Source organism: Geodermatophilus sp. SMS 5-13, from assembly GCF_059428245.1.
Map to the genome: position 1 here is coordinate 4420775 of NZ_CP165729.1, position 15994 is coordinate 4436768.

Here is a 15994-nt window from a genome sequence, read left to right on the forward strand (position 1 = left end):
CCTACGCGCTCTCGAGCTCGGGCTCGCGCAGCCGCTGGCTGATGACGCCGGTGATGCCGTCACCGCGCATGCTCACGCCGTAGAGGGCGTCGGCGATCTCCATCGTCCGCTTCTGGTGCGTGATGATGATCAGCTGCGACGTCGCCCGCAGCTGCTCGACGAGGGTGAGCAGCCGGCCGAGGTTGACGTCGTCCAGCGCGGCCTCGACCTCGTCGAGCACGTAGAACGGCGACGGCCGGGCCCGGAAGATCGCCACCAGCAGCGCCACCGCGGTCAGCGAGCGCTCGCCGCCGGAGAGCAGCGAGAGCCGCTTGACCTTCTTGCCCGGCGGCCGGGCCTCCACCTCGACGCCCGTGGTCAGCATGTTCTCGGGGTCGGTGAGCACCAGCCGCCCCTGGCCGCCCGGGAAGAGGGTGGCGAAGACCTGCTCGAACTCGCGCGCGACATCGGCGAAGGCGCTCGCGAAGACGTCGTGGATCCGCTCGTCGACCTCGCGGACGACGGTCATCAGGTCGCGGCGGGTGCTCTTGAGGTCCTCGAGCTGCGTGGCGAGGAAGCCGTGCCGCTCCTCCAGGGCCGCGAACTCCTCCAGGGCCAGCGGGTTGACCTTGCCGAGCGTGGCGAGGTCCCGCTCGGCCTTGGCCGCCCGCCGCTCCTGGACGGCGCGGTCGTAGGGCGTGGGGTCCGGCTCGGGCTTCCCCGCCGCCTCGGCGGCCGCCAGCTCCTCGGGTGCCGGCGGCACCGGCGCGGCCGGCCCGTACTCGGCGAGCAGTGTCGGCAGGTCGACGCCGAACTCCTCGGCGGCGCGGGTCTCCAGCGCCTCGATCCGGTAGCGCTGCTCGGCGCGGGCCACCTCGTCGCGGTGCACCTCGTCGGTGAGCCGGTCCAGCTCGGCGGTGGCGGCCCGTACCCGCGCCCGCACCTCCAGCAGCTCGGCCTCCCGGCCGGTGCGGGCGGTGGCGAGCTCGTCGCGCTCGGCGGCCGCGCGGGCCAGCGAGGTGTGGACGGCGGCCAGCGCGGTCTCGGCGTCGGCCCGGACGGCGGCGGCGACCCGCGCCCCGCGCTCCCGGGCGGCGCGGGCCGCGGCGGCCCGCTCGCGGGCGGCCCGCTCCTGCCGGGCCTGCCGGCGCAGCGACTCGGCGCGGCCGGACAGCGCCCGGGCCCGCTCCTCCGCGGTGCGGACGGCGAGCCGCGCCTCGGTCTCGGCCTGCCGGGCCGCGGCCACCTCCAGCCGCAGCCGGTCGCGCGCCTCGGTGGAGGGCTCCTCCTCTACCGGCTCGGCCTCGGCCGCGGCCAGCCGGCCCTCCAGCTCGGACAGCTTCGTGACCGCCTGCTCGAGCGCTTGCTCGGCGCGCACCCGGGCGGCGGCGGAGCGCTCGGCCTCGGCGGCGGCCGACCGGGCGGCGGCGCCCAGCTCGGCGAGCGCGGCGGCCTCGGCGGAGCGGCTCTTGTCGGAGGCCTGGCGGGCGGCCAGCGCCGCGTCGACGTCGGCGGACCGCGCGACGGCCACCTCGCGGGCGGCCGACAGCTGCTCGGCCAGCTCGGCGGCGCGCTGCTCGGCGCGGCCGAGCTCGGCGGCCGCCTCGTCGACCCGGGCGCGCAGCTCGAGCCCGGACGGCGCGTCGGCCTGCCCGCCGACCGCCCAGTCGGCGCCGACCAGGTCGCCGCCGGCGGTGACGGCGCGAACGCGGGGGTGCGTGCGGACGAGGGTGACGGCGGCGTCCAGCGAGGGGACGACGGCCACCCGCTCCAGGGCCCGCGCCAGCGCTGCGCGCAGGTCCTCCGGCGCGGTCACCAGGTCCAGCGCCCAGCGGACGCCCTCGGGCAGCTCCGGCCAGCCGTCGCGCGGCACCGGCGGCAGGCCCGCGGTGACCAGCAGCCCGGCGCGGCCGCCCGACGTCTCCTTCAGGTGGGTCAGCGCGGCCGCGGCCTCGGCCACGCCGGCGACGACGACGGCGTCGGCCATCCCGCCCAGCGCGGCGGCCAGCGCCACCTCCCAGCCGGGGCTCACCGACAGCTGCTCGGCCACCGGGCCCAGCACGCCGGCCAGGCCCGCGCCCAGCACGGCGGCGGCGCCGTCGGCCGGGGCGAGGCCCAGCGCGAGGGCGTCGCGGCGGGCCCGCCACGAGGCGCGGTCCCGCTCGGCGGCGCGCTCGGCCTCGGCGAGCTCGGCGACGGCCTTCGCGGCGGCGGTGTGCGCGGCGACGGCGTCCTCGTGCGCCGCGACCAGCGCGACGTCGGTGTCCTCCTGCTCGGCCACCTGCCCGCGCCGGTCGGCCAGCCGCTCGGCGGCGACCTCGGCGCGGTCGGCGGCCTCACCGGCGGCGAGCGCGAGCCGCTCGATCTCGGCCTCCCCCGCGGTGACCCGGGAACGGGCCGCGGCGACCTCGCCGGAGAGCCGGGCGAGCTTCTCCCGCCGGTCGGCGATCGCCCGGGCGGCGGCGACGACCGCGCGCTCGGCGTCGGTCAGCGCGGACTCGAGCTCGGCGCGCTCCTTCACGACGGCGGCCAGCCGGCCGCGCTCGGCCTCCAGCCCGGCGGCGAGCTCGGCCTCGGTGGCGGCGACGCGGTCGGCCTCGGCCTCGAGCTGGTCGGGGTCGCGGCCCGTGCCGGCGGCCGGCGCGGCGGCGGAGAGGTGCCGGTGGCGCTCGGCGGCCAGCTGCGCGACGCCGCGGAAGCGCTCGCCCAGCGCCGAGAGCCGGTACCAGGTGTCCTGCGCGCTCTGCAGCCGCGGCGCGTCGGCGGCCAGCGCGGACTCCAGCCCCGACTCGCGGCGGGACGCGTCGGCCAGCTGTGCCTCGACGGCGCTGCGCCGGGCGCGGGCCGCGGCCTCGTCGGCGACGTCCTTCTCCAGCGACTCGCGCAGCTGCGCGAGGTCATCGGCGAGCAGCCGCAGCCGGGCGTCGCGCAGGTTGGCCTGCACCGACGCCGCGCGGCGGGCCACCTCGGCCTGCTTGCCGAGCGGCTTGAGCTGGCGGCGCAGCTCCGCGGTGAGGTCGGCGAGGCGGTCGAGGTTGGCCTGCATCCCGTCGAGCTTGCGGAGCGCCTTCTCCTTGCGCTTGCGGTGCTTGAGGACGCCGGCGGCCTCCTCGATGAAGGCGCGGCGGTCCTCCGGCCGGCCGGAGAGGACGGCGTCGAGCTGCCCCTGGCCGACGATGACGTGCATCTCCCGGCCGATGCCCGAGTCGGACAGCAGCTCCTGGACGTCGAGCAGGCGGACCTTGTCGCCGTTGATCTCGTACTCGCTCTCGCCGGAGCGGTACATGCGGCGGGTGATCGACACCTCGGTGTACGCGATCGGCAGGGCGCCGTCGGCGTTGTCGATCGTGAGCGTCACCTCGGCCCGGCCCAGGGGCGGCCGGCCGGCGGTGCCGGCGAAGATGACGTCCTCCATCTTGCCGCCGCGCAGGCTCTTGGCGCCCTGCTCCCCGAGAACCCAGGAGATGGCGTCGACGACGTTGGACTTGCCCGAGCCGTTGGGGCCGACGACGGCGGTGATCCCCGGCTCCAGGCGCAGGGTCGTCGCGGACGCGAAGGACTTGAAGCCCTTGAGCGTCAGGCTCGACAGGTGCACAGAAAGTGGATCTTAGCCGGAAACACGCAGCTACCCCCGGCAATCAGGGGCCGGAGAGTGCGGTGGTGTCGCTGTGACGGACGAGTTCAGGCCAGCGCCGGCTCGGCGCTCTCGCCGGCCAGGGACAGCAGCTCGGAGGCGATGTGCGCGTCGCGTTCGGCACGCAGCTGAGCGACTTCCTGTTCCAGTCGACGCACCTTGGACCGGAGGACGGCGTTCTCCTCGGCTACTCGGAGCTCTACAGGTGCGACGAGGTGACCGAACAGGGCCTTTGCCATGACTGTGGCGGCCTTTCCGACGAGCGGTTTGGTGACCCGGCGCCCCGGGAAGCGGTCGGCGCGGGAGTGGTGATACAAGGGTGACAGGACCGCAGACGCAGGTCAACGTCCAGACTGCCTACTCACCGTGTCCCGGGTGTGTCATCTTCGTCACGCGACGGTGAATCCCGCCCCTCCCTGCACACTCTCGTTGCGGACGTCGACGCGGGTCACGCTGCCGGGCGCGCGGGGACCGTCGAGCTGCGCCACCACGGCGTTCACCGCCGTCGACGGGCCCTCGAGCACCACCTCGACCCGGCCGTCGGGCAGGTTGCGCGCCGAGCCGGTCAGACCGGCCGCGTCGGCCAGCCCGCGGACGAAGTAGCGGTAGCCGACGCCCTGAACGTGGCCCGAGACGACGGCGAGAGTGCGGACGTCGCTCATGACCGGCGGGAGCGCGGCCGCGGCTGGCAGCGCGGGCAGCTGTAGCTGGAGCGGTTCATGAACGCCTCGCGGCGGACCGGCGTCCCGCAGCGGGGGCACGGGCGGTCGGCCTGCCCGTACACGGCCAGGAACCGGGAGAAGTACCCGCTCTGGCCGTTGACGTCGACGTAGAGCGAGTCGAACGACGTGCCACCCTGCGCGAGCGCCTCCCCGAGCACGTCCCGGACGCCCTCGAGGACGGCACCCACCTGCGCCCGGGTCAGCTTGTCCGTGGGGCGGGCGCCGTGCAGCTGGGCCCGCCAGAGCGCCTCGTCGGCGTAGATGTTGCCGACGCCCCCGATCAGCGTCTGGTCGAGCAGGGCCCGCTTCACCTCGGTGCGCCGGCGCCGCAGCGCGGCGCTGAACCCCGCCTCGTCGAAGGAGGGGTCGAGCGGGTCGATGGCGATGTGCGCCAGCCGCGGCGGGATGCCGTCGCCGGTCGAGTCCTCCACCGCGAGGCCGCCGAAGGTCCGCTGGTCGACGAAGCGCAGCTCCCGGCCGCCGTCGGTGAAGGTGAACCGCGCGCGCAGGTGGGTCTCGTCGGGCTGCGAGGGCTTCTCGACCAGCAGCTGACCGCTCATGCCCAGGTGGGCCACCAGCGCCCGATCGCCCGGCGCGCCGTCCGGCTCGGCCACCGGCAGCCACAGGTACTTGCCGCGGCGGTGCGCCGCGGTCAGCGTGCGGCCGGTGAGCGCGGCGACGAAGTGCTCGGTGCCCTCGAGGTGCCGGCGCACGGCGCGCGGGTGGCGCACCTCGACCGACGCGACGGTGCGCCCGGCGACCCACTGCTCCAGCCCGCGCCGCACCACCTCGACCTCGGGCAGTTCGGGCACGACTCAGCCCTCCGCGGAGAGAGTGCGCCAGGCGGCCTCGGCGGCCTCCTGCTCGGCGGCCTTCTTCGTGCGGCCCCTGCCGGTGCCGTGCACGGTCCCGGCGAGGACGACGGCGGCGGTGAACGTCTTGGCGTGGTCGGGGCCGTCGTCCTCGATCAGGTAGCTGGGCGGGCCGAGACCGCGGGCCGCGCCGAGCTCCTGCAGGCTGGTCTTCCAGTCCAGACCGGCGCCGCGGGTGGCGGCCTCGGCCAGCAACGGGTCGAACAGCCGGTGCACGATCGCGGCGGCGACGTCCAGGCCGCGGCCCAGGTGGATCGCGCCGATCAGCGCCTCGAGGGCGTCGGCGAGGATCGAGTCCTTCTCACGCCCGCCGGTGGTCTCCTCACCGCGGCCGAGCAGCAGGTGCGGCCCGATGCCGCCGTCGCCGAGGCCCCGGGAGACCCCGGCCAGCGACGTCATGTTGACCACCGAGGCGCGCAGCTTGGCCAGCTGCCCCTCGGGCAGGTCCGGCTGGCTGCGGTAGAGCTCGTCGGTGACGACCAGCCCGAGCACGGAGTCCCCGAGGAACTCCAGGCGCTCGTTGGTGGGCAGCCCGCCGTTCTCGTAGGCGTAGGAGCGGTGGGTCAGCGCCAATGCCAGCAGGCCGCCGGGCAGCACGACCCCGAGGGCGTCGTGCAGCCAGGCGGCCGCGCGGTCGGCGTGCGCCTGCCCCGCCGGGGAGGTGCCGCCGTCCGCACCCGCGGGTGCGGACGGCTCGGCGACGGGGCTCCCCACGGCGGCCGGCGGGATCAGACCGAGAGGACCTGGCGGCCGGCGTACTGGCCGCAGCTCGGGCAGGCCTGGTGCGGCGGCTTGAGCTCGCCGCAGGCACGGTTCGGGCACGGGGTCAGCGACGGGGCCGTCGCCTTCCACTGCGACCGCCGGGAGCGGGTGTTGGCGCGGGACATCTTCCGCTTCGGAACGGCCACGTCAGTTCTCCTCTGAGTTGTCGTCACCATCGGGCGACGAAGCGAATCGGCCGGCGAGTCCGGCCCAGCGGGGGTCGAGCAGTTCGTGGGAGTGGTCGGCCGGGAGGTCGTCGAGCCGCTGGCCGCAGTCGACGCACAGGCCGGAGCAGTCCTCCGAGCAGACCGGCGAGAGCGGCAGGCTCAGGACGACGAGGTCGCGGATCATCGGCTCGAGGTCGATGCGGTCGTGCTCGACCAGGCGGACCTCGTCCTCCTCGCTGGTCGCCTCGGTGGTGCTGCCCTCGTAGGCGAACAGCTCCTGGACGTCGAGCTCCAGGGTGTCCTCGACCGGCTCCAGGCACCGGGCGCACGAGCCGACGAGCGGCACGTCGATCTCCCCGGAGACCAGCACGCCCTCCATGACCGACTCCAGCCGCAGCCGCAGCGCGACCTCGGCCCCCTCGGGGACGCCGATCAGCTCGACCCGCCAGCCCTCGGGTGCGGGCAGCGTCCGCTCGAGCTGCTGCATCGAGCCCGCGCGGCGGCCGAGTTCCCGGAGTTCGACGACCCAGGGGTTGCCTGCGGGACGCCGCGCGTCGGAGGACGCGGCGCCGGTGCGGTGCGGAACTGCGGCAGGCATGTCGGTACTCGCGGTCGGGATCGGGGGGTCGGCCGGCTGGGCGGGGTGCCGCCGGCGCTCGGACCGGTCTAGAAGACTACCCGACGACGGGAAGTCTCCGTCCGGTCAGGAGGAACGGAGGTTCCCCCGGGCGGCCTCGACCGAGCGCAGCATGCGCTCCAGGGTGCCGCCGAAGTCGGCCAGCCGCGTGTCGACGTACTCGTCGACCTCGCTGCGCATGCGGGTCACGTCGGCGACGGTCTGCGCGCCCAGCTCGTCCGCGCGGGCGACCGCGGTCTGGTACACCTCGGTCTCGGTGACCAGCCGCTCGTGCTCGGCCTGCGCGGCGGCCAGCGCCTGGGCCTGCTGCTCCGCGGCCTCGGCGAGCAGCGCCTCGGCGGAGCGGCGGGCCTCCTCGACGATCCGCTCGGCCTCGGCCTCGGCCTGCTCGAGCAGTTCCTCGGCCTCGCCCTGCGCCTGCGCGATGAGGTCGTCGCGCGACCGGCGCGCCATGCCGAGGACCTCGTCGCGGGTGCGGCGGGCCGTCGCGACCAGCTGCTCGCTCTCGGCGCGGGTGTGCTCGGTCAGCCGCTCGGCCTCGGCCTGCGCCTGCTCGAGGATCTCGGTGCGCTGCTCGACGATCCGCCCGGCCCGCTGGACCTCGGCCGGAAGGGACTCGCGCAGGTCGTCGAGCAGGTCGAGCAGGTGGTCGCGGGGCACCATGCAGGAGCCCGACATCGGCACGCTGCGGGCGTTCTCGATGACGGTGGTGAGCTCGTCGACCGTCTCGTACAGCCGGTAGACGACCTCGCTCTGGTGGCCGGTTCCGCGCGTCACGACGTCGTCCCCTCGCCCTGCCGGGCCTGCTCGCGGTGCACCAGCAGCCGGTCCAGGACCGCCTTGGGCACCAGGCTCGAGACGTCGCCGCCGAACTGGGCGATCTGCTTGACCAGGCTGGAGGACAGGTGCCCGACCTGCGGCGCCGTCGGCACGAACAGCGTCTCGACGCCGGCGAGCTCGCGGTTCATCTGCGCCATCTGCAGCTCGTACTCGAAGTCGCTGACCGCGCGCAGGCCCTTGACGATCACCGGGATGTCGTGGCTGCGGCAGTAGTCGACCAGCAGGCCCTGGAAGCTGTCGACGGTGACGTTGGGCAGCCCGGCGACGGCGTCGCGGAGCAGCTCCATGCGCTCCTCGACGGGGAACAGGCCGGCCTTGCCGGGGTTGACCAGGACGGCCACCACCAGCTCGTCGTAGAGGCCGGCCGCGCGGTTGATGACGTCGACGTGGCCGTTGGTGACCGGGTCGAAGGATCCGGGGCAGACGGCGCGCCTCACGACAGGCGACCGTACCGGAGCAGGGCCTCTCCGTAGCGGCGGTCGCGCAGTCCGGCCAGGGGTGTCGGCCATTCCCAGGGCTCCTCGCGACTCGACCGCTCGACCACGACGACGGCGTCGTCGGCCAGCCACCTACCCGCGATCAGCGCCCGCAGCACCCCGAGCACCTCCTGGACCGGGGTGGCGTAGGGCGGATCGGCGAGCACGAGGTCGAACCGCGCGGGTGCGGGCCCGGCCAGCACGGTGGGCACCGAGCCGGCCACCACGCGCCCGCCGGGCAGCCCGACGGCGGCCAGGTTGGCCCGGAGCACCGGGAGCACGCGGGGTCCGGACTCGACCAGCACGACCTCCGCGGCCCCGCGGGAGAGCGCCTCCAGGCCGAGCGCGCCGGACCCGGCGTAGAGGTCGAGCACCCGCGCGCCGTCGAGGTCGAGCAGCGACCCGAGCGAGTTGAACAGCCCCTCGCGGGCGCGGTCGCCGGTGGGGCGGACGCCCGTCGGCGGGACCTTCAGCCGCCGCCCGCCGGCCTCCCCGGCGATCAGCCGGGTCATGCCTTCTCCAGCCACTCCGCGCGCTCGTCGGTGGCCAGCCTGGCGACCTCCGCGGCCAGGCCCGGGTGGTCGGCGAGGCCGTGCTCGGACTCCAGCAGCGCCTGCGCCTCGGCGCGGGCGGTGGCGATGAGCTCCTCGTCCTCGAGCAGGGAGAGCAGCTTCACCCCGGACCGGCTGCCGGACTGCGCGGCACCGAGGATGTCGCCCTCCCGGCGGGTCTCCAGGTCGAGGCGGGCCAGCTCGAAACCGTCGGAGGTCGCCGCCACCGCGGCCAGCCGGACGCCGCTCGCGGACGCCGTGCGTGCCTCGGTGACCAGCAGGCACAGCCCCTGGTGCTTGCCGCGGGCGACCCGGCCGCGCAGCTGGTGCAGCTGGCTGACGCCGAACCGGTCGGCGTCCATGACGACCATCACCGTGGCGTTGGGCACGTCGACGCCCACCTCGACCACCGTCGTCGCGACCAGGACGTCGATCTCGCCGGCGGCGAAGGCGCGCATCCGGGCGTCCTTGTCCTCCGGGGTCAGCCGCCCGTGCAGCACGTCGAGCCGCAGCCCGGCCAGCGGACCCTCGCGCAGCGCCTCGGCGACGTCGAGGACGGCGAGCGGGGGCCGCCGCTCACTGCTGCCCTCGTCACCGGCGGGGGCGCCGTCCTCGGCGTCGGGCTCGTCGGCGTCGGCGCCGTCCTCACCGATCCGCGGGCAGACGACGTAGGCCTGCCGGCCGGCGGCGACCTCCTCGCGCAGCCGTTCCCACGCCCGGCCCAGCCAGCTCGGCTTCTCCGCGGCCGGGACGACGGAGGAGGCCACCCCACCGCGGCCGCTGGGCAGCTGACGCAGGACGGAGGTCTCCAGGTCGCCGTACACCGTCATCGCGACCGTGCGCGGGATCGGCGTGGCCGTCATGACCAGCACGTGCGGGGGCTTGTTGCCCTTGGCGCGCAGCGCGTCGCGCTGCTCGACGCCGAAGCGGTGCTGCTCGTCGACGACGACCAGGCCGAGGTCGGCGAAGTCGACGCTCTCCTGCAGCAGGGCGTGCGTGCCGATGACGATCCCCGCGCTGCCGTCGGCCGCCGCGGCCCGCGCCTCCCGACGGGCGGCGGCCTTCTGCGAGCCGGTCATCAGGACCACGCGCGTGCCGTCGGGGTCGCCGTCGAGCTCACCGGCGCGACCGAGCGGGCCGAGCAGGGCGGAGATGCCGCGGTAGTGCTGGGCGGCGAGGACCTCCGTCGGCGCGAGCAACGCCGCCTGCCCGCCGGCGTCGACGACCTGCGCCATCGCGCGCAGCGCCACGACGGTCTTGCCGGCGCCGACCTCGCCCTGCAGCAGGCGGTGCATCGGCTGCTCGTCGGACAGTTCCTCGGCGAGCTCGTCACCGACGGCCCGCTGGCCGTCGGTGAGCGTGAACGGCAGCGCGGCGTCGACGGCGTCGAGCAGGCCACCGGGCTTCCGGGCGCGGGCGACGCCCGGCTCGAGCGCGGCCGCGCGCCGGCGGGCGCCGAGGGTGAGCTGCAGGACCAGGGCCTCGTCCCACTTCAGCCGGTCGGCGGCGCGCTCGACGTCGTCCATCGACGTCGGCCGGTGGATGTCGAGCAGCGCCGCGCCCAGCGACAGCAGGCCGTGACGGGCGCGGATCTCGTCCGGCAGCGGGTCGGACACCAGCGCGCCGAGGCCGCCCGGGGTGTCGAGCAGCAGCTTGATCGAGCGCTGCAGCACCCAGCTGGAGACGTCCTTGGTCGCCGGGTAGATCGGGATGAGCGCCCGCGCCCAGTCCTCGTCCTCATCGCCGGTGAGCAGGTGGAAGTCGGGGTGGGCGAACTGCTTCTCCTGCTTGTACTGGCCGACGGTGCCGGCGAACAGGCCCCACGCCCCCACCGCCAGGTTCGGGTGCTTGCGGTTGAAGAAGACCAGCTGCATCGAGTTCGCGCCGTCGGACACCGTCACCTCGGTGAGCGAGCCGCGCCGCTGGCGCATCGGGCGGGTGTTCATCCGCTCGACGCGGGCCAGCACCGTGACCCGGTCGCCGACCTGCAGATCCTCCAGCTTGGCCATCTCGCCGCGCCGGGCGTAGCGCCGCGGGTAGTGCCGCAGCAGGTCGCGCACGGTCCTCAGCTCGAGGGAGGACTCCATCGCCTCCGCCGTCTTGGCGCCGAGCACCTTCGCCAGCGGCGTGTCCATCGTGATGCCGACCTTCACTCGACCCCCACCAGCAGGAGCACCCCGGCCGGCCCGCCGTCGTAGCGGGTCACCTCGACGGTGGGGTGGGCGGCCGCGAGGTGGGCGGCGACCGTGTCGCCCACCTCGGGGTCGGGTCCCACCACGAGGGTCGCCAGCTCCCCGCCGGCCGAGAGCAACCGGTCGAGCAGCTCGCAGGCGACGGCGGTCAGGTCCGGCCCGAGGATCACCACGTCGCCCTCGGCCGACCCGAGCGCGTCGCCGGGCCAGCAGCGGCCGGCGGAGGTCAGCGCCTCCTGGTCGGCGATCGTCACCTCGGCCCAGCGGGTCGCCGCCGCGGCCTCGGCCATCGCGATCACGTCGTCGCCGAAGCGGCGGCCGGAGTCGGCGACGGCGATCGCCGCCAGGCCCTGCACCGGGGAGCGGGTGGGGACGACGGCGACGTCCCGGCCCTCGTCGCGGGCGCGCTCGGCGGCCCGCGAGGCCAGGGCGGTCAGCCCGGCGTCGTTCGGGAGGACGACGACGTCGGCCGCGGTGCAGGCGAGGATCTCGGCGAGCACGTCGTCCTCGGCGACGCCGTCGGGGCCGCAGGTGATGACCCGCACGCCCTCACCGGTGAACAGCTCGGCGAGCCCCGTGCTCGGCAGGATCGCGACGACCGCGCGCGTGCCGGGCACCGGCGCCGGTGGCCGGATCGGCGCCAGCGGGGTGACCGAGATCCGGTAGGGCCGCCCCGCTTCGATGCCGGCCTCGATCGCGGCGCCGACGTCGCTGACGTGGACGTGCACGTTCCACGCCCGCCCCTCGGGGGTGTCCACGCCGACCACCACGAGGCTGTCGCCGAGGGCGGCGAGCCGGTCGTGCAGGCGGGCGACCGCCTCCTCGTCGGCGTCGGCGAGCAGGTACTGCACCTCGCTGCCGGGGCCGGCCGGGGGCTGGTGCGGGGCGTCGCCGTGCCCGTGCGCGCGGTTCGGCGGGCGGCGCGTCAGCGGGGGGCGGGCCGGCTCGACGCCGGTGACCGTGCTGACCAGCGCGTCGAGCAGCAGGCACAGGCCGGCGCCGCCGGCGTCCACCACCCCGGCGTCGCGCAGCGCGGGGAGCTGGTCGATGGTGCCCTCCAGCGCCGCCCGGGCGCCGTCGGCGGCGGCGCACACCACGTCGGCGAGCCCGATGCGGCCCTCGTCGACGACGGCGATCGCCGCCCGGGCCCCGCCACGGGCCACGGTGAGGAACGTGCCCTCCTCCGGGTCGGCGACGGCGGTGTAGGCGGTGTCGGCCGCCTTCTGCATCGCGAGGGCGAACGTCGGGCCGTCGGCGGGACCCTCGCCGGCGAGCTGGTCGGCCAGGCCGCGGAACAGCTGCGCGAGGATCGTGCCGGAGTTGCCCCGGGCGCCGAGGACGGCGCCGCGGGCCATGACCGTCCACACCGACTCGGCGGGGTCCTCTCCGGCCTCGTCGAGCGCGGCCAGCGCCGCCTCGGCGGTGAGCAGCAGGTTGGTGCCGGTGTCGCCGTCGGGCACCGGGAAGACGTTGAGGTCGTCGAGCCGGCCGCGGGACTCGGACAGGGCTGCGCACGCGGCCCGCCACCACCGGCCGGCCGCGGCCTCGTCCAGCGCCTGCAGCACGGCCGGAGGGTACCCACGCGCGGCGACATCGCCGGGAATTGCACGGGTCCGCCGCCCGCGGCGACGCCGTCCGCCGAGACCGGCTAGACTGTTCGGCGGTCTTCCGTGCGGGCGCTGTCGCGCACCGCCGATCTGCAACGATTTTCTCTGGGAGTGATCCGCCGTGGCTGCCGTGTGCGATGTCTGTGGCAAGGGGCCCGGTTTCGGTATGTCGGTGTCGCACTCGCACCGCCGCACGCCGCGCCGTTGGAACCCGAACATCCAGTCCGTCCGGGCGCTCGTCGCCCCGGGCAACCGCAAGCGCATCAACGCCTGCACCTCGTGCATCCGCGCGGGCAAGGTCGTGCGCGCCTGAGCTGACGGCAGTCGCCGTACGCGAACCCCGGAGGTCACCGGCCTCCGGGGTTCTTCGCGTGGACCGCCTCGCGAAGAGTGCGCGTCGACGGCGCATCCCCGCGCGAGGAGTGCGCCACTTCCGCACACCCCTCCCGGACGGCGTCAGAGCCGGCCGATCCCCCGGGCGTGCGCCGCGGTGACGACGAGCTCGACCACCGTCTCCAGCGGCAGTGCGGTGCTGTCGATCACCAGGTGGTAGTGCCGCGCGGAACCGGGGTTGCACCGGTAGAAGTGCCGTACGTAGGCCTCCCGGGTGCGGTCGTTGGCCTCGAGGTCGCGGCGGACCTCCTCCTCCGGCCGCCCCGAGCGGGCCACCGCGGCGGCCAACCGGCGCTCGGCCGGCCCGTCCAGCCGCACGTGCAGCGCGTCGGCCCGCTCGCCGAGCACCAGCGCCCCCGCCCGCCCGAGCACCACTCCCCCGGCGCCGTCGGCGACCTCGGCGAGGACCTTCTCGGTCTGCTGCCGGTAGGCCCGCTCGTCGGGCAGGGCCGACGCGGGCAGCACCCCGCCCACCGGGTCGGGCATGGTGCCCAGGGAGGCGACCAGCCGCCAGAGCCCGCGCACCACGGTCTCGTCGTTGGCCTCGGCCTCCGCCACCGGGACGCCGAGCCGCCCGGCCACCTGCGCGGGGATGGCGCGGTCGTGGAAGGGCAGGCCCAGCCGCTCGGCGACCGCCGGCGCGATCTCCGCGCCCCCGGCGCCGTAGGGCGCGGAGATGGTCACGATGCCCACGACGACTCCTCTCCAGGGCCGACCGTCGGCAGCTCCCTGCCGAGGAACACGGCGCCGGGCGCGTCGGCGTAGACCCCGTACCCCGGCACCGGCCCGTAGCCACTGCCGGCGTAGAGCGCCAGCGCCTCGGGCTGCCGGTGCCCCGAGTTCAGCACCACCGCGCGGTGGCCGGCCTGCGCCGCGGTCTCCTCCAGCGCCCGCATGACCAGCCGGGCCAGGCCCAGCCGGCGGAACGCCGGCTCGACGTAGACCCGCTTGACCTCCACGACCCCCGGCTCGTGCACCCGCCACGCGCCGCACCCGGCCGGCTCGCCGTCCACCTCGACGACCAGGAACAGCCCGGCCGGCGGGCGGAACTCCGCGGGGTCGACGACGGCCTCGTCCGGCCCGCCGTAGATCACCGTGTACTCCTGCTGGACCCGCGCCACCAGCTCCCGGGCGACCGGGTCCTCGTACGGCACCGCCCGCAGCCGCACGGCACGGCCGTCGCGCAGCAGGGCGTCAGCCGAAGTGGACATGGCCCGGCCCCTCCGCTCCGACCGCCCGCGCGGCCTCGGCCGCCGGCTGCCCGCTCACCAGCACGGCTGCATCCTGCCCGGCCTCCCGCACGGTGCCGATCGCGGCCCACCCCTCGGGCAGCGCGACCGCCGGCGGGAAGGTGGCCAGCAGCGCGTGGTCCTCGCCCCCGGTCAGCACCCACGCCATCGGGTCGGCGCCGAGCGCGGCGGCGACCTGCTGCAGCGGGCCCGGCGGCTCCAGGCAGGCGCGCACCAGCGCGGCCCGGTCGAGGTCCAGCACGGCGCCGCTCGCCGTGGCGAGGTGGCCGGCGTCGGCCAGCAGCCCGTCGCTGACGTCGCACATGGCGGTGGCCCCGGCCGCGGCGGCCGCGGGCCCGGCGGCGTAGGGCGGTTCGGGACGGCGGTGCGCGGCGACCACCACGGCCGGGCTGGTGAACCCGCGCCGCAGCACCGCCAGCCCGCACGCCGACCACCCCAGCCGGCCGGCCAGCGCGACGACGTCCCCCGGGCGGGCGCCCGACCGCAGCACCGGCGGCCGGCCGCCCAGGTCGCCCAGCGCGGTCACCGACAGGACGACGCCGGCGCTGTCCGGGGCGCTTGCCACGGTGTCGCCGCCGACGACGGCCGCACCCAGCGGCGCGCACTCGGCCGCGAGCCCCGCGGCCACGCCCTCCAGCCAGCTCGTCGGCGTGTCCGGCGGGCAGGCCAGCCCGACCAGCAGCGCCGTGGCCGCGCCGCCCATCGCGGCGACGTCGGCCAGGTTGGCCGCGGCCGCCTTGTGCCCGATCTCCTCGGCCGAGGACCAGTCGCGGCGGAAGTGCCGCCCCTCGACGAGGACGTCGGTGGTCGCGACGACGCGGCCGTCCGGCGTGCGCACCACCGCCGCGTCGTCGCCGGGCCCGACCTCGGCGGCCGCGGCGGCGCCCGCCCGCGCGACGACGCGGGCGATCACGCCGAACTCGCCGACAACTCGCACGCTGTCGGCGGGGTCGTTCCGGGGGACCAGCGGACGGGGTCGACTCACCGGCCGGCCTCCCCTGCTGCCGTAAGGTCTCCAGTCGTCCGCCACCCGGCCGGATCAGCACATCGGCAGCGCTGCCCCAGGAAGGGTCTTCCGTGGTCCACGCCTACATCCTCATCCAGACCGAAGTCGGCAAGGCCGCGCAGGTCGCCTCGACGATCAGCGAGATCGACGGCGTCACCAAGGCCGAGGACGTGACCGGGCCCTACGACGTCATCGTCCGCGCCGAGGCCGAGACCGTCGACGAGCTCGGCCGGCTCGTCGTCGCGCGGGTCCAGTCGGTGGACGGGATCACGCGCACGCTGACCTGCCCCGTCGTCAACCTCTGACCCCGCCCTGAGCCAGGACACCTCCCGCGAGCCGGCCCGCCGCGAGGACCCCCTCCGCCGGATCGCGCTGATCGCCGCGGCGGTGCTGGTCCCCGTGGTGGTCGCCGCACTCGTCCTGGTGCGGGTCCTCGGCGGCGGTTCGGACGGCGGCGCCGTGGCCGAGGTCCAGGGCACCCCGACACCCCAGCGCGCGGACCTCTCGCCGCTGCCGGTCGACGTCCCGCCGGTGACGCCGGAGGCGGACGCGAACTGCCCGGCGCTCATGGGCGCCCTCCCCCTCGAGCTCGCCGGCGAGCAGTCCCGGCCGGTGCAGTCGGACTCGCCGTTCGCCTACGCGTGGGGCGACCCCGCGGTCGTGCTGGTCTGCGGCGTGGACCGCCCGGCCGGCTTCGACGCCACGGCCAGCCTGATCCAGATCAACGCCGTCCAGTGGTTCGTCGACGACTCCGACCCCGACACGGTCGTGTGGACGACGGTCGACCGCCCGGTCTACGTGCAGCTGGCGATCCCCAGCTCGGTCGACAGCGGCCCGGCCACCGCGCTGAGCACGCTCATCGCCACCACGCTGCCCGCCCAGGAGCCGCAGCCCGGGCCCTGACCG

At 76.1% G+C, this 15994-nt stretch carries 18 protein-coding genes; 3 read left to right on the forward strand and 15 right to left on the reverse strand.

Annotated elements, in window-relative coordinates:
• Position 1 precedes the first annotated feature (1 nt).
• The 12 genes from smc to AB3388_RS21455 form a co-directional block, all read right to left on the reverse strand.
• Entirely contained in the window at positions 2-3574 is a 3573-nt protein-coding gene (gene smc / locus AB3388_RS21400) for a chromosome segregation protein SMC (RefSeq protein ID WP_495407335.1), read from the reverse strand.
• Positions 3575-3660: 86 nt separating this feature from the next.
• Positions 3661-3852 carry a hypothetical protein gene (locus tag AB3388_RS21405; RefSeq protein WP_495407336.1) on the reverse strand — a complete coding sequence of 64 codons (192 nt, stop codon included), beginning with the start codon at positions 3850-3852 and terminating at the stop codon, positions 3661-3663.
• A gap of 150 nt (positions 3853-4002) precedes the next feature.
• Positions 4003-4275 carry an acylphosphatase gene (locus AB3388_RS21410; protein ID WP_495407337.1) on the reverse strand — a complete coding sequence of 91 codons (273 nt, stop codon included), beginning with the start codon at positions 4273-4275 and terminating at the stop codon, positions 4003-4005.
• Positions 4272-5147 carry a bifunctional DNA-formamidopyrimidine glycosylase/DNA-(apurinic or apyrimidinic site) lyase gene (mutM, locus tag AB3388_RS21415; RefSeq protein ID WP_495407338.1) on the reverse strand — a complete coding sequence of 292 codons (876 nt, stop codon included), beginning with the start codon at positions 5145-5147 and terminating at the stop codon, positions 4272-4274. Before mutM ends, AB3388_RS21410 begins: the two co-directional genes overlap by 4 nt.
• Positions 5148-5150: 3 nt before the next feature.
• Complete coding sequence (gene rnc, locus AB3388_RS21420) at positions 5151-5921, reverse strand: ribonuclease III (protein WP_495407339.1); 771 nt, start codon at positions 5919-5921, stop codon at positions 5151-5153.
• A gap of 14 nt (positions 5922-5935) precedes the next feature.
• The gene (gene rpmF / locus AB3388_RS21425; RefSeq protein WP_495407340.1) at positions 5936-6115 is read right to left on the reverse strand and encodes a 50S ribosomal protein L32; all 180 of its coding nucleotides are present in this window, start codon (positions 6113-6115) and stop codon (positions 5936-5938) included.
• Position 6116: 1 nt separating this feature from the next.
• Complete coding sequence (locus AB3388_RS21430; protein ID WP_495407341.1) at positions 6117-6734, reverse strand: YceD family protein; 618 nt, start codon at positions 6732-6734, stop codon at positions 6117-6119.
• A gap of 105 nt (positions 6735-6839) precedes the next feature.
• Positions 6840-7550, reverse strand: coding sequence for a hypothetical protein (locus AB3388_RS21435; protein ID WP_495407342.1), 711 nt, complete (start codon positions 7548-7550; stop codon positions 6840-6842).
• Entirely contained in the window at positions 7547-8050 is a 504-nt protein-coding gene (coaD, locus tag AB3388_RS21440) for a pantetheine-phosphate adenylyltransferase (RefSeq protein ID WP_495407343.1), read from the reverse strand. Before coaD ends, AB3388_RS21435 begins: the two co-directional genes overlap by 4 nt.
• A complete protein-coding gene (gene rsmD, locus AB3388_RS21445) occupies positions 8047-8601 on the reverse strand; it encodes a 16S rRNA (guanine(966)-N(2))-methyltransferase RsmD (RefSeq protein WP_495407344.1) in 555 nt (184 codons plus the stop codon). Before rsmD ends, coaD begins: the two co-directional genes overlap by 4 nt.
• Positions 8598-10775 (reverse strand): ATP-dependent DNA helicase RecG, encoded by a 2178-nt coding sequence (gene recG / locus AB3388_RS21450; protein ID WP_495407345.1) that lies wholly within the window; start codon positions 10773-10775, stop codon positions 8598-8600. Before recG ends, rsmD begins: the two co-directional genes overlap by 4 nt.
• A 14-nt stretch (positions 10776-10789) precedes the next feature.
• Positions 10790-12397 (reverse strand): DAK2 domain-containing protein, encoded by a 1608-nt coding sequence (locus AB3388_RS21455; RefSeq protein ID WP_495407346.1) that lies wholly within the window; start codon positions 12395-12397, stop codon positions 10790-10792.
• A 172-nt stretch (positions 12398-12569) separates the two neighbouring features.
• Here AB3388_RS21455 and rpmB point away from each other — a divergent pair, with 172 nt between their 5' ends.
• On the forward strand, positions 12570-12752 hold the full coding sequence (gene rpmB / locus AB3388_RS21460; RefSeq protein WP_436277817.1) for a 50S ribosomal protein L28: 183 nt from the start codon (positions 12570-12572) through the stop codon (positions 12750-12752).
• 143 nt (positions 12753-12895) lie between these two features.
• Here rpmB and AB3388_RS21465 read toward each other — a convergent pair whose 3' ends face one another.
• Genes AB3388_RS21465 through AB3388_RS21475 form a run of 3 tightly spaced genes read right to left on the reverse strand, consistent with a single transcriptional unit; the run spans position 12896 to position 15067 of the window.
• Positions 12896-13525, reverse strand: coding sequence for a cytidylate kinase-like family protein (locus tag AB3388_RS21465; RefSeq protein WP_495407347.1), 630 nt, complete (start codon positions 13523-13525; stop codon positions 12896-12898).
• Entirely contained in the window at positions 13513-14043 is a 531-nt protein-coding gene (locus AB3388_RS21470) for a GNAT family N-acetyltransferase (RefSeq protein ID WP_495407348.1), read from the reverse strand. Before AB3388_RS21470 ends, AB3388_RS21465 begins: the two co-directional genes overlap by 13 nt.
• A complete protein-coding gene (locus tag AB3388_RS21475; protein WP_495407349.1) occupies positions 14027-15067 on the reverse strand; it encodes a thiamine-phosphate kinase in 1041 nt (346 codons plus the stop codon). Before AB3388_RS21475 ends, AB3388_RS21470 begins: the two co-directional genes overlap by 17 nt.
• 92 nt (positions 15068-15159) lie before the next feature.
• On the opposite strand from AB3388_RS21475, the gene AB3388_RS21480 reads away from it, so the two are divergent.
• Both AB3388_RS21480 and AB3388_RS21485 read left to right on the forward strand, forming a co-directional pair.
• Positions 15160-15393: an Lrp/AsnC ligand binding domain-containing protein gene (locus AB3388_RS21480; protein ID WP_179715053.1), complete on the forward strand. Its 234-nt coding sequence runs from the start codon at positions 15160-15162 to the stop codon at positions 15391-15393.
• Positions 15394-15475: 82 nt separating this feature from the next.
• Positions 15476-15991 carry a DUF3515 domain-containing protein gene (locus tag AB3388_RS21485; RefSeq protein ID WP_495407350.1) on the forward strand — a complete coding sequence of 172 codons (516 nt, stop codon included), beginning with the start codon at positions 15476-15478 and terminating at the stop codon, positions 15989-15991.
• The last annotated feature ends 3 nt before the right edge of the window (positions 15992-15994 follow it).